The organism is Methylobacterium sp. GXS13, assembly GCF_001455965.1.
Taxonomy (GTDB): Bacteria; Pseudomonadota; Alphaproteobacteria; order Rhizobiales; family Beijerinckiaceae; genus Methylobacterium.
In genome coordinates this window covers 74,927-87,013 of sequence record NZ_LKKO01000002.1, presented here as the reverse complement: position 1 = coordinate 87,013, position 12,087 = coordinate 74,927, and the positions used below count along the sequence as shown (strand labels likewise).

Genomic DNA, 12,087 nt, shown 5'->3' with positions numbered 1-12,087 from the left:
GTCGGAACCTAGAGCTTTTCCAGACGAGAGCTAGAACATGGATCATCAAACCCGGCGCTTCTGACACCGCCCTCGCAGACACTTCCCGCCGGCGGCGCGAGAGCCTATGCGCTGATCAACCAGGGCACGGCGGCCCGATTCCGTCGCCGACCCACCCCGGACTCGCCCCGGAGCCCTATGGATTCCGATCCCCTCGTCCTGACGTGGCGCGCCGCCCGACGCCTGCACGCAACCGCGGTCACCCTCGTGGTCGGGATCGGCGCGCCGCTCTGTGCCCTCTCCCTGCTGTGCCTGCGCGATCTGGTCGCGGTGCTGCCGCGCGACGAGGCGCCGATGCTGCCGTTCCTGCGGCTTGCCCTGTCGCTGCCGGGTCGCGAAATCGTGCTGGTTCACGGCTTCCCGATGCGCCCCGCCGAGCTGGAGCTCGCCGCCTTTCTGTGCATCGCCGCCTGCGCGCTGGCCCTGGCGGGTGTCGGCTGGGTCGTGGCGCGCCTGTGCTTCAAGGCGCAGAACCAGGCGGCGGATGCCGTCCGGGAGAGCGTCCTGCGAGCGATCCTCGACGCGCCCGCCGGGGCCCGGGACGAGGCGCGCAGCCTGGCCCGCCTGGTCGGCGAGGTTCTCGGCCGGGGCGATCGGCTGCTGGCCGCCGGGATCGTGGTGCCGGCGATGACCCTGGCTGCGCTGTTCCTGGCGCTCGGCTTCGCGGGGCTCGCCGCACCGCGCCTGATCCCGACCGCAGCGATCGGCTTGGCGGCGATCGGCCTCGCCTACGGGCTGGTCCTGCAGCGCGCCCGAGACCGTCAGGACCTGCGCCTGCGCTCCAGCACCCGGGCCGAGACCAACCTGAACGACCTGGTGCGACGCTTGCCGGCCGTGCGCGTCCACGGGGCCGCCGCCCTGGAGCGGACGCGGATCGCGGCCCGGGTCGCGGCGATGCGCACCAACGTCGCCCGTGCCGAGGCCCGGCTGGCCTATGCACGGGCGCCGGCGCTGGCCCTGGCGGTGATCCTCCCGGCCATCGCCATCGGCACGGCCCTGTGGCGGTCCGCGACGCCGGGTGCCCCGTCGGCCCCACCGGTCGATCCGGCCGCGCTGCTCGCGGCCACCGGGGCCTTCGGTCTGGCCGGCTGGCTGGCCGCGATCTGTGCCCGGCTCTGGACGGTGCGCAGATCCGTCCGGCCGCGCTTCCGCGACCTGGCGCGTCTCATCGCCATCCTCCAGGGGCGCCAGGCGAAGGCGGCCCGGACGGGACTCGCCCCGCCGCTCCCCCGGTCCGGGATCCTGGCGACCCAGGGGGTCGGCGCCTTCGACCCGGCCAGCGGCGAGCGGCTGACCGGCGTCGATGTCGCCGTTGTTATGCCGGGCCACGTGGCGATCACCGGCGGCCGGGGCAGCGGCGCCCGGGTGCTCGCGGCGGTGCTGGCGGGACAGATCGAGCCGACTGCGGGCGCCGTCACCTATGCCGGCTCCGACCTGCGCGGCTTCGACGCCGCAGAGCGCGCCCGCCGCATCGCCTTCGCGGCCGGGGAGGCGATCCTGATGGAGGGTTCGCTCCGGCAGAACCTGCTCTACGGCACCGAGCCGGCCAACGCCCCCGACGACATCGCGCTGATCGGGATCTGCCGTCTCGCCGGCCTCGAGGGCTTCGTCTACGCCCGCGGCCTGACCGGTCGTCTCGACCCTACGACCCAGCCCCGGCTGGCGGCGGCGATCGGGCCGCCCCGGCGGACCATGCGGGCAGCGCTCGCGGCCAAGGGCGCCGAGCGCCTGGTCGAGCCGTTCGACCCGGAGCGCTACAACCATCAGGCGAGCATCGGCGAGAACATCCTGTTCGGCGAGCCGGTGGGCGGCGCCTTCGCGCCCCTGCGGTTCGCCCGGCACCCCTACCTGCGCGCGGTGCTGGAGGCCGAGGAGCTGGTGCGGCCGCTCACCGAGATCGGCCTGGCGGTTGCCCGCAGCACGGTAGAAATCTTCGCCGATCTGCCCAACGACCATCCGCTCTTCGACGCCTATTCGTTGTTTCAGGCGTCTGAGCGGGGATATTTCGAAGACCTCGTTGTCCGCCTGCCCAATGCCGCGAGTTTGCGCCGGGGAGCGGCGGGCCAGCGCGACCGCACGCGGCTGATCGGCCTGGCCCTGCGCTACAGCGAGTCCCGGCACCGCTTCGGCCTGATCGACGACGCGTTCGAGCAGCGGCTCGTCCAGGCCCGCCGCTCCTTCGCCCGGATGCTGCCGCCCCACCTCGCCGGCGCGGTGGAGTTCCACGATCCGGGCCGCGTCAATCCGGCAGCCAGCCTCGAGGAGAACCTGCTGTTCGGCCGGATCAGCCTCGGCGAGGCCAATGCCGAGCCGCGCGTCCGGGCACTGGTGCAGCGGGTGCTGGCCGACGAGGGGCTCGAAGCCTCGGTCTACAGCCTCGGCCTCGACAGCAAGGTCGAGATCCAGCCGAGCACCGGCGCGCTGGCGGACGGCGCCATCAACGCCCGGGAGCGTGTGGCGATCGAGCTGACCCGCTGCCTCGCCCGGGAACCCGACATCCTGGTGGTCGCGGTGACGCTCGAAGACCGTACGGTCGAGGGTGTGCGCGAGCGCCTGGCCCGGCTCCGCCAGGCCCGGGCCGGACGCGGCGTCATTGTCTGCCTGCCCGAATCGGGCGTGCCCGACGGGATCGAGCCGTTCGACGCGGTGATCGCCGTGGAGAACAGCGCCGTCGTCGCGCCTCAGGCCGCCCAGGCCGCCGAGCCGGAGCCGGCCTTGACCTGAGGGCTACGGCCTCACGACGGCCGCAATGGCCGGGCAGGTCGAGATGCCGTGCCTGCCCGGCCCCGGTTCCCCCTCGCCCGGGCGATCCAGCACGGACGGTTCATGCCTCTCCCGATACCGAGATCCCTCACCGCCGGCCTCGTGCTCCTCACCGTCTGCGGTTCGAGTGCAGCGCAGGCTGGGAAAGCCGACGCGCCGATCCCGGCCGCGACGCTCGCCCTCATGGCGCAGAAGGGTACCACGGCCGCCGCCCCGGTGCTGTTCCGGGCCTACAAGAAGGAATCCGAGATCGAGGTCTGGAAGAAGGGCCCGTCCGGGTACGTCCATATCAAGACCTTCCCGATCTGCCGCTGGTCCGGCCAGCTCGGGCCCAAGCGCAAGAGCGGCGACCGGCAAACCCCGGAGGGGTTCTACACGGTGCCCCGGCGCCAGATGAACCCGAACTCGCACTATTACCTGTCCTTCGACGTCGGCTATCCCAACGCCTACGACCGCGCCCATGGCGGCACCGGCTCGGCCGTGATGGTCCACGGCATCTGCTCGTCGATGGGCTGCTTCGCCATGACCGACAACACGGTCGGCGAGATCTACGCCATCGCCCGGGAGGCCTTGAACGGCGGCCAGGCGGCCTTCCAGTTCCAGTCCTATCCGTTCCGGATGAGTGCCGAGAACATGGCCCGCCACCGGACCGACCCGAACATCGGGTTCTGGCGCGAGCTCAAGGCCGGGTCCGACCGGTTCGAGGCGAGCCGGGAGGAGCTTCAGGTCTCGGTGATCGCCGGCCGCTACGCCTTCGCACCGTCCCGGGATCCCGCCCGGGAAGCAGCGGTGGCCACCTACCGGGCGATCGAGGAGGCGCGCATGGCGGCGCTTGCCGAATCCGGGGAACCCGCCGTGCGCACCACCTATTCCGACGGCGGCCAGCACGCGTTCTGGGCGGCCTACACGGCCCGGGGCGGGGCGGTGGGCGACATCAGCCGGCCGGAAGCTCTGGCCTATGCCGGCCAGGAGGTGGTGGTCGTGCCGGGCCATCGGGCACCGCGCCCGGTGCCGGAAAGCGTCTGGGCCGCCTGGGGCGGGCCGGATTCCGGGCTCGCGCTGCGGCAGATGGCGGGTTTCGTGCCGATCTACGAGCGGGCACCCGATCCGTTCGGGGTGCTGGCCTCCCGCCTTCCGGCCCGCTACGGCGACGGCCTGCCCTCCCTGCTCGCGGCGACTTTGAGCGAATCTCCCGGCCCGGGTGCCGGACGTCCGATTCTCGCAGGCTCGGGGGCGGGCCTGATCGCCTCCGCCGAGCGTCTTTAGGCATGCACCGGCCCCGGAAAGCGGCCCATCCGTGTGCGCGGCCGCACATCACGACGGCGTGCGGGCCCCCAATTCATTGTAAGGCAGGGGATGAGCGGTACTCCTGTCCCGTCGGCCTGCCGTATTCAGCGCTACCTTCCCGGAACGGCGACGGGGTTTCGATCGTAACGGATCGGGACCGACTGTCCGCAGATTCGTGATCGCCATGTCCAAGTGTTCCGAGCCGACCATCTGCGCGGCCGATCAGGGCCTCGTCCTCCGATTCTGGGGCGTGCGCGGCTCAACGCCGGTCAGCGGCCCGCAATACGCCGAATTCGGCGGCAGCACGCCCTGCATCGAGGTGCGGTGCGGCGAGCGGATGTTCGTGGTCGACGCCGGCTCGGGCATCTACAACCTCGGCCAGGGCCATCGCACCGATCTCCCGCGGGACGTCGATCTGCTGTTCACCCACCTGCATCTCGACCACACGGCGGGACTTCCGTTCTTCAAGCCGGCGGTCCTCGACTCCGACCGGGTGATCAACACCTATTGCGGAAATCTCGGCGGCGAATCGGCCGGTCCGACCCTCGATCGCCTGTTCGCGCCGCCGCTCTTCCCGGTTACCCTCGACAAGCTGTGCTGCACCTTCAACCATCACGGCTTCGAGGCCGGCCAGACCCTGACCTTCCCGGACGGCTCGCGGGTCGACACGATCCTGCTGAATCACCCGCAGGGCTCGGTGGGCTACCGGTTCGAGCATGGCGGCCGACGCCTGTGCCTGATCAGCGATATCGAGCACAGCGATCCCTGGCCCGACGCCGAGCTGGCCCGGTTCGTCGCAGGGGCCGACCTGATGGTCTATGACGGCATGTTCACCGACGGCGAATATCCGACCTGCCGTGGCTGGGGGCACTCGACCTGGCAGAAGGGCGTCGAGCTGGCGCGCACCGCCGGCGTCAAGGCCCTGGCGATCATCCACCTGCATCCGGCCCATTCCGACACGGCGCTCCGCGACATGGAGGCCGACCTCCAGGCGGAGATGCCCACCGCCTTCATCGCCCGCGAGAGCCAGAGCATCACGGTCGGCGCCCCCCGTTCGGTGAGCCGTCGGGCCGGCAACCGCCCGACGGTGGCGCGCGAGGTCCGCCGCCGGATCAAGGTCGCCTGACGCAGGCGATCAGATGGAGCGCCCGCTCCGGGGCCGGCTGAACCGGCGATAGGCGAACAGCACGAACAGTGCGACGCCGATGATCAGGATACTCCAGCCGTAGTTGCTGATCAGCTGTGCATCGATCGGGTGGCCGATCAGGCCCAGCGCGACGAGCAGGCCGAAGACGGCAATCACCGCCGAGATGAGCATCCCTAGAATCATCGCAGTCCCCGGCGCGCCCCGGCCGGCGCAGCCGCCCGGCGAATTCGTCCGTGGAAATGCATGGGGGCGGTGCCCGTTCCCGGTCGCGTCCGGCGCCGTCAGGCGCTAATCACGCCATCGCGCGCATGGGCGGCTCCCAAGGGGCCGAACTTAGGCTAAGTAGGCGCGCACGACGGCGCCCCGGCGCGCGCGAAGAGCCCGAGACCACGGCGATGACCGGCCCACAGAACACGCCTCAGGACAGCATGCCCGCATCCACCGCCCCCACGGGCCCGCTGCGCCCGCAATCCCAGCTCGTGACGATCTTCGGTGGCTCCGGCTTCCTGGGCCGCCACGTGGTGCGGGCGCTCGCCAAGCGCGGTTACCGGATCCGCGTCGCGGTGCGCCGGCCGGACCTGGCGCTGTTCCTGCAGCCGCTCGGCAAGGTCAACCAGATCGTGGCCGTCCAGGCCAACCTGCGTTACCCCGACTCGGTGGCCCGCGCGGCAGAGCGCTCGGACGTGGTGATCAACCTCGTCGGCATCCTGCAGGAGACCGGTTCGCAGAGCTTCGCGCGCCTGCAGGTCGACGGCGCTGCGGAGATCGCCCGCGCCGCCGCACGGCAGGGCGCCCGGATGATCCACGTCTCGGCGATCGGGGCGGATCCGGCCTCGCCCTCGCTCTACGCCCGCACCAAGGCCGAGGGCGAGGCCCGGGTCTTCGCCGCCTGCCCGGATGCCGTGGTGTTCCGGCCGTCGCTGGTCTTCGGGCCGGGCGACAGCTTCTTCAACCGCTTCGCCGGCCTCGCCCGGGCGCTGCCCGTGCTGCCCCTCGCGGGCGGCCAGTCGCGCTTCCAGCCGGTCTTCGTCGGCGATGTCGCCGAGGCGATCGCCCGGGCCGTCGATGGCGCCGTGCCGGGCGGCAAGGTCTACGAGCTCGGCGGTCCCGAAGTGGCCACCCTCGAGCACCTCGTGCGCTACATGCTGAAGACGATCCAGCGCAAGCGCGCCGTGGTCGACCTGCCGCTGCCGGTGGCCAAGCTGCAGGCCCGGCTCCTGGAGGTCGCCGATACCCTGACCTTCGGCCTGCTGCCCGACAGCCTGAAGCTCACCCGCGATCAGGTGATCCTGCTCCAGAACGACAACGTCGTATCCGAGGCCGCCAAGGCTGAGGGCCGGACCATCGAGGCAATCGGGATCACCCCGACCGCCGCCGAGGCGGTGGTACCGGGCTATCTCTGGCCGTTCCGCAAGGCCGGCCAGTTCGCCACCGACCGGGATGAGGAATACCTGGCGGAGGTACCCGACTCGATCGCATCGACGCCCATGGCCCCGGAATCCCAGCACCGGCCGCAGACCGCGTCCGGTCCGGCGATCGGCGCCGATGCCGGCAGCTCCCCGGGCAGCGCCCAAAGCCGCATGGGCACCCGCTGGGGCACCCGGACGATGAGCTGAAGGATCGGGGCTCCGCCCCGATACCCCGCCAAGGGGCCTCGGGCCCTTGGGGAACCCGTTTCCTTGCCGGTGCGCGGGTTTATATCGCTGTCTTCTTTTGAAGTGTGTGGAACGAGGAGCCGGCGCCTGACCATTCGGGACCACACGATGATCGCCAACCCGTGGAACGGATCGGCAGGCTTGGCGTGAAACGCATTCTCGTCACCGGCGCGGCGGGCTTCGTCGGCGGCCACGTCCTGCCGCTCCTGGCCGCGTCGGGCGCCCCCGTAGTCGGGATCGGCCGCGGTGCCCCCGGGACCCTGCCTGCGGATGTGGATTACGAGCGCATCGATCTCCTCGACGAAGCCGCGCTGACCGGACTCGTAGCGCGATTTCAGCCGACTGAGATCCTCCACTTGGCCGGTCTCGCCTCCGTGGGCGAGTCTGCCACCGGGCCGGGGCAGACCTGGCGGGTGAACGTCAACGGCCTGATGAACCTCGTGGCGGCCGTGGAGTCGGTGCCGGGCTGCACGCTGTTCTTCGTCAGCTCGGGCGAAGTCTACGGCGGCGCGTTCCTGGCGGGCCACGCCCTTTCCGAAGAGGCCGAGCCCCTGCCGCGCAACACCTACGCCCGCTCGAAATGGGTCGGCGAGCAGCTGCTGCGCGACCTGCTGCCCCGGATCGGCGTGAAGCTCGTGGTGCTGCGGCCGTTCAATCATATCGGCCCGGGCCAGGACGAGCGCTTCGTCGTCGCCTCCTTCGCCGGGCAGATCGCCCGGATCGAGGCCAACTGCGCGCCACCCCTCCTCGAAGTCGGCAATCTGTCCTCCTACCGCGACTTCCTCGACGTCGCCGACGTGGCGGGCGCCTATGTCGAGCTGATCGGCCGGGCGGAGTCCCTGCCGGACGGGAGCGTGTTCAACATCAGTTCCGGCGTGCCCCGCACGATTGCCAGCGTCCTCGACGGCCTGCGCATGCGCGCCCGGGTACCGTTCGAGATCCGCATCGCCCCCGAGCGGGTGCGCCCGAGCGAGATCCCGCTGGCCGCGGGCGATGCCACCCGCCTGCGCGAAGCCACCGGCTGGCAGCCCCGGGTCGCCTGGGACGACGCCCTCACCCGGGTGCTGGACGATGCCCGCACCCGGCTGGCGCCGGCCGAGGGCTGAGCGCGCCCTACCGGACCACCCCCTGCGCCACCAGCGCGTCCCGCACCTCCGCCGAAACCTCCAACCGCTCGGCCAGGATGTCCCGGCTCGAATCCCCGAGGCCCGGCGGCATGCGGCGGACGGGGAGGCGGCGCCCGTCCAGGCGGTAGGGCGGGGCGATCACGTGAGCGTTGCCGGCCCCCTCGACCACGAGCCCGGCCTCCCGGGCACGCTCGCAGGTCAACGCCTCGCGCAGGCCCATCACCTCGCCGCAGGGGATGCCCGCCGCGCGCAGGCGCGTGATCAGCGCCGCGCGCTCCCATTTGGCAAGCTCGGCCTCTAGGATCGGAATGAAGGCGGCGCGATTCTTCGAGCGGTCGAGGTTGGTGGAAAAGCGCGGGTCGGCACACAGGTCCGGCCGCTCCAGCACCTGCTCGCAGAAGCGGCGGTACTGGGCATTGTTGCCCACCGTGATCACCACCGGCCCGTCGCCGGCCTCGAACACCCCGTAGGGCACGATCGACGGGTGGGCGTTGCCGTAACGCGGGGGGTCGATACCCCGGGCCAAAGCCTCCAGGCCATAATAGGAGGTCAGCGCCACGCCGCAATCGAACAGGGCGAGATCGATGGTCCGGCCGCGCCCGGTGCGCTCGCGCTGGAACAGGGCTGCGAGCACGGCCTGGGCGGCGTATTGCCCGGTGAACAGGTCCACGGCCGCGACCCCGAACTTCAACGGCGGCCCGCCGGCCTCGCCGTTGAGCGCCATCACCCCGGATTCGCCCTGCACCACCAAGTCGTAGCCGGGCCTTCCGGCCTCCGAGCCGTCCGAGCTGTAGCCGGCAATCGAGCAGTAGATCAGCCCGGAATTCTCAGCGGAGAGCGCCGCGTAGCCCAGGCCGAGCTTCTCGGCACCGCCGGTCTTGAAGTTCTGGACCAGCACGTCGCTCTCGCGGGCCAGCGCCTTGACGATCGCCAGCCCCTCCGGCGTGGCGAGGTCGACCCCGATCGAGCGCTTGTTGCGGTTGACGCTATCGAAATACGAGGTGTTGCCGGGGCTGGTCGCCACGCCCCAGTCGCGCGTGTCGTCGCCGCGCTCCGGATGCTCGACCTTGATCACGTCGGCGCCGAGGTCGCCCAGCACCTGCGCGCACCACGGACCGGCCAGGACCCGGGACAGGTCGAGGACGCGGATCCCGGCGAGGGGAAGGTCCGATGACGGCTCAGATTCCATCGCAAAGATCCTCAGAGCGCGCGTCGCCTCGTGAAAAGTCCTGGTTCATCAGGGCTCTGCCCTGACAACCCGCCAAAGGGCACGCCCTTTGGAAACCCGATCCTATGGGCCTTCAAGCGCCCATCACGCCGTCGAGGCTGCGCACCGCCGCGACGAGCTTCGGCCGCACCACGTCCATCAGGAACCGGGCGTCGGTGATGACGGTCGGGCCGCCGCAATTGACCGACATCGGCGGCAGACCGCCGCCGGGATTGAAGCCCACGCCGATGGCGCAGACCGTCTCCTGCCACTCGCCGAAGGAGGTGCAGCAGCCGATCTCGCGATGCTCGGCCACCGCCCGGTCGAGGTCGGCGCGCAGGGCGGGCCAGGCCACCGGGTCGAGGGCCTTCAGGTCCTCGTAGATGCTCTCGCGCTCGCGCTCGGGGCAGACCGCCACGTAGGCGCGGCCCATGGCGCTGCGGGCGAGCGAGATCCGCGAGCCGGTATCGAGGTTCAGCGAGATCGCAGCCGGCCCGCGCTGGCAATCGACGTAGCGCATGCTGAGCCGGTCGCGCACGCCAAGCCCCACCGAGGCGTTGGCCGCCTCGGCCACCGCCCGCAGGGCCGGCCGGGCGATGCCGCGCACGTCGAGCCCGCCGAGCGCCGCGGCGCTGAGGGCGATGGTCGCCGTCCCGAGACGGTAGCGGCCGGTCTCGGCGGCGTGGTGCAGGTAGCCGAGCTTGGTCAGCGTGTAGGTCAGCCGCGACACGGTGGAGCGCGGCAGGCCACAGGCCGCCGCGAGGTCGTGGTTGGCGAGGCTGGTCCGGCCCGGGCCGAAACAGGCCAGCACCGCGAGGCCCCGGGCCAAAGCCGTGACGAAGTGGCGATCCTCCTTGGCGCCGTCCTCCTTGGCGCCGTCACCCGGCGCCGCATCGGGATCGGCCAGCAGGTCCTGATCCGCGGCCCTCATCGGCGCAGGAACGCCGCGAAGGCCGCCTGGGCCTCCGGGCCCCGGCGCAGCGCGTGGAACACCTCCGCCTCCTCGGCGAGGGTGCGGGCGCCGGTATCGTCCTGGCCCCGGCGCAGGGCCTGCTTGGTCGCCGCGATCGAGGCCGGGGGCAGGGCCGCCAGAGCGCTGGCCCGCCCGAGGGCGGTCTCCAGGGCCTTTCCCGCCCGGACCGCGGCGTTCACGAGGCCGGCCGCCACCGCCTCCGGGGCGCCGAAGGGCTCGCCCAGCATCAGCAGCTCCGCGGCCCGCTTGGTGCCGGCGACGAGCGGCAGGAGGTAGCTCGACGCACCTTCGGGACTGAGGCCGAGCGCCGTGAACGGCAGGCGGAAGCGGGCGCCGTCCCCGGCATAGGCGAGGTCGCAATGCAGCAGCAGCGTCGTGCCGATGCCGACGGCATGCCCTTCGACAGCCGCGACGACGGGCTTCGGGCAGCCGCGCAAGGCCTTCAGGAAGGTCAGGCCCGGACTGTCGCCGCCGGCCTCGACATCCTGGAAGTCCTTGAGATCGTTGCCGGCGGTGAAGCAGCCGCCCGCCCCGGTGAGCACCACGGCGCGCACGGTCGCGTCGGCGCCGGCCGCGTCGAAGGCGGCGGCGAGATCCGCATAGGTCGCCCGGTCGAGGGCGTTGCGCCGCTCCGGCCGGTCGATGGTGACCAGCCGGATCCCGGGCTCCGGATCGGCGATGCGGACGCTCAAGAGACGGCCTCACCGGCATAATCCGCGGAAACGCCCGCGAGCCCCGACCGGGCGGCGGCGTATTCCCGGGCGAGCCGGGCCACGAGGTCGGCGGTGGGTGGGGCGTCCGCGATGGTGCCGACCCCCTGGCCGGCGCCCCAGCCGTCCCGCCACGCCTTCACGCTGGCGCTGCCGAAATTCATCGCGGTCTTGTCGCGCACCGGCAGCGCCTCGGGATCGAGCCCGGCGGCACGGATGCTCGGCGTCAGGTAATTGCCTGGCACGCCTGTGAAATACGGGGTGTACAGGACGTCGGCGGCGGCGCTGCCGGCGATCATGTCCTTGTAGCCGGACGCGGCGTTCGCCTCCCGGGTCGCGATGAACCGGGTGCCCATATAGGCGAGGTCGGCGCCCATGGCCTGGGCGGCCAAGATCGCCGATCCGGTGGTGATCGCCCCCGACAGGATCAGGGGACCGTCGTAGAAGCGCCGGATCTCGCCGACCAGGGCGAAGGGGCTGAGGGTGCCGGCATGGCCCCCGGCGCCGGCGCAGACCAGGATCAGCCCGTCGACTCCGGCCTCCAGGGCCTTCTCGGCGTGGCGGACCGTGGTGACGTCGTGGAACACCACGCCGCCATAGGCGTGGACCGGGCGGATGACCGCGTCCGGGGCCCGCAGCGAGGTGATGATGATCGGCACCCGGTGCCGGACGCAGGCTTCGACATCCTGCGCCAGACGGTCGTTCGAGGCGTGGACGATCTGATTGACGGCGAAGGGCGCGATCTTTCGGGCCGGATCCTTCGCGCGCTCTTCAGCGAGCGTCCGCGTAATCGTCGCAAGCCATTCGTCGAGAAGCTCAGCGGGCCGCGCGTTGAGCGCCGGGAACGCGCCGACCACTCCGGCCAAGCATTGCGCGATCACGAGCTCCGGTCCCGAGACGAGGAACATCGGCGCACAGATCACAGGCAGGGCGAGCCGGCCGCGCAGGATTTCGGGGAGGCGATTTGGGGAGCGGCGTCCCGCCGGATTCCGCTCGGGGCCGTCGCTCATCGGAGGCTGCCGGATTGTTGGCCGATACCGCGCACAGCGATCCTCCCTGATGGGTCGGGCGGCCCGGCCGTTGGAACCCGCCGGGGCGGATCCGAGCCGGAATCGCGCCCGGGGCGAGTCTGAATGGCATGGCGCCCGGCACCGGTCAAACGGCCCCGCCGGGATGCGT

The 12,087-nt window shown here is 71.7% G+C and carries 10 protein-coding genes; 5 read left to right on the top strand and 5 right to left on the bottom strand.

The window, feature by feature from the left end; genetic code table 11:
* Positions 1-177 precede the first annotated feature (177 nt).
* From AO398_RS03680 to AO398_RS03670, 3 genes are all read left to right on the top strand, one after another.
* Positions 178-2,763, top strand: a complete 2,586-nt coding sequence (locus AO398_RS03680; protein ID WP_058190685.1) for an ABC transporter ATP-binding protein — start codon at positions 178-180, stop codon at positions 2,761-2,763.
* A gap of 102 nt (positions 2,764-2,865) precedes the next feature.
* Positions 2,866-4,068 (top strand): murein L,D-transpeptidase family protein, encoded by a 1,203-nt coding sequence (locus AO398_RS03675; protein WP_058190684.1) that lies wholly within the window; start codon positions 2,866-2,868, stop codon positions 4,066-4,068.
* A gap of 205 nt (positions 4,069-4,273) precedes the next feature.
* Positions 4,274-5,215, top strand: a complete 942-nt coding sequence (locus AO398_RS03670; RefSeq protein ID WP_058190731.1) for an MBL fold metallo-hydrolase — start codon at positions 4,274-4,276, stop codon at positions 5,213-5,215.
* A 9-nt stretch (positions 5,216-5,224) separates the two neighbouring features.
* Here AO398_RS03670 and AO398_RS03665 read toward each other — a convergent pair whose 3' ends face one another.
* Entirely contained in the window at positions 5,225-5,407 is a 183-nt protein-coding gene (locus AO398_RS03665; RefSeq protein WP_243960271.1) for a hypothetical protein, read from the bottom strand.
* Positions 5,408-5,664: 257 nt separating this feature from the next.
* Here AO398_RS03665 and AO398_RS03660 point away from each other — a divergent pair, with 257 nt between their 5' ends.
* Together AO398_RS03660 and AO398_RS03655 are read left to right on the top strand one after the other, a co-directional pair.
* On the top strand, positions 5,665-6,852 hold the full coding sequence (locus AO398_RS03660) for a complex I NDUFA9 subunit family protein (protein ID WP_058190730.1): 1,188 nt from the start codon (positions 5,665-5,667) through the stop codon (positions 6,850-6,852).
* A gap of 185 nt (positions 6,853-7,037) precedes the next feature.
* On the top strand, positions 7,038-7,997 hold the full coding sequence (locus tag AO398_RS03655) for a GDP-mannose 4,6-dehydratase (RefSeq protein WP_058190729.1): 960 nt from the start codon (positions 7,038-7,040) through the stop codon (positions 7,995-7,997).
* A 7-nt stretch (positions 7,998-8,004) separates the two neighbouring features.
* Here the strand turns inward: AO398_RS03655 and AO398_RS03650 are convergent, their stop codons facing one another.
* The 4 genes from AO398_RS03650 to AO398_RS03635 all read right to left on the bottom strand — a co-directional run bounded on the left by AO398_RS03650 (position 8,005) and on the right by AO398_RS03635 (position 11,918).
* Positions 8,005-9,207, bottom strand: a complete 1,203-nt coding sequence (locus tag AO398_RS03650; protein WP_058190682.1) for a CaiB/BaiF CoA-transferase family protein — start codon at positions 9,205-9,207, stop codon at positions 8,005-8,007.
* Positions 9,208-9,319: 112 nt separating this feature from the next.
* A complete protein-coding gene (locus AO398_RS03645) occupies positions 9,320-10,156 on the bottom strand; it encodes an IclR family transcriptional regulator (RefSeq protein WP_058190681.1) in 837 nt (278 codons plus the stop codon).
* Positions 10,153-10,890 carry an enoyl-CoA hydratase-related protein gene (locus tag AO398_RS03640; RefSeq protein ID WP_058190680.1) on the bottom strand — a complete coding sequence of 246 codons (738 nt, stop codon included), beginning with the start codon at positions 10,888-10,890 and terminating at the stop codon, positions 10,153-10,155. Before AO398_RS03640 ends, AO398_RS03645 begins: the two co-directional genes overlap by 4 nt.
* On the bottom strand, positions 10,887-11,918 hold the full coding sequence (locus AO398_RS03635; protein WP_058190679.1) for a nitronate monooxygenase family protein: 1,032 nt from the start codon (positions 11,916-11,918) through the stop codon (positions 10,887-10,889). The genes AO398_RS03640 and AO398_RS03635 overlap by 4 nt, the downstream gene beginning before the upstream one ends.
* Positions 11,919-12,087 lie beyond the last annotated feature (169 nt).

Excerpts from the sequence above, each read along its gene's own strand:
- AO398_RS03680 (WP_058190685.1), top strand. The coding sequence starts at position 178 with ATGGATTCCGATCCCCTCGTCCTGACGTGGCGCGCCGCCCGACGCCTG.
- AO398_RS03660 (WP_058190730.1), top strand. The coding sequence starts at position 5,665 with ATGCCCGCATCCACCGCCCCCACGGGCCCGCTGCGCCCGCAATCCCAG.
- AO398_RS03670 (WP_058190731.1), top strand. The coding sequence starts at position 4,274 with ATGTCCAAGTGTTCCGAGCCGACCATCTGCGCGGCCGATCAGGGCCTC.
- AO398_RS03645 (WP_058190681.1), bottom strand. The coding sequence starts at position 10,156 with ATGAGGGCCGCGGATCAGGACCTGCTGGCCGATCCCGATGCGGCGCCG.
- AO398_RS03635 (WP_058190679.1), bottom strand. The coding sequence starts at position 11,918 with ATGAGCGACGGCCCCGAGCGGAATCCGGCGGGACGCCGCTCCCCAAAT.
- AO398_RS03675 (WP_058190684.1), top strand. The coding sequence starts at position 2,866 with ATGCCTCTCCCGATACCGAGATCCCTCACCGCCGGCCTCGTGCTCCTC.
- AO398_RS03665 (WP_243960271.1), bottom strand. The coding sequence starts at position 5,407 with ATGCTCATCTCGGCGGTGATTGCCGTCTTCGGCCTGCTCGTCGCGCTG.
- AO398_RS03650 (WP_058190682.1), bottom strand. The coding sequence starts at position 9,207 with ATGGAATCTGAGCCGTCATCGGACCTTCCCCTCGCCGGGATCCGCGTC.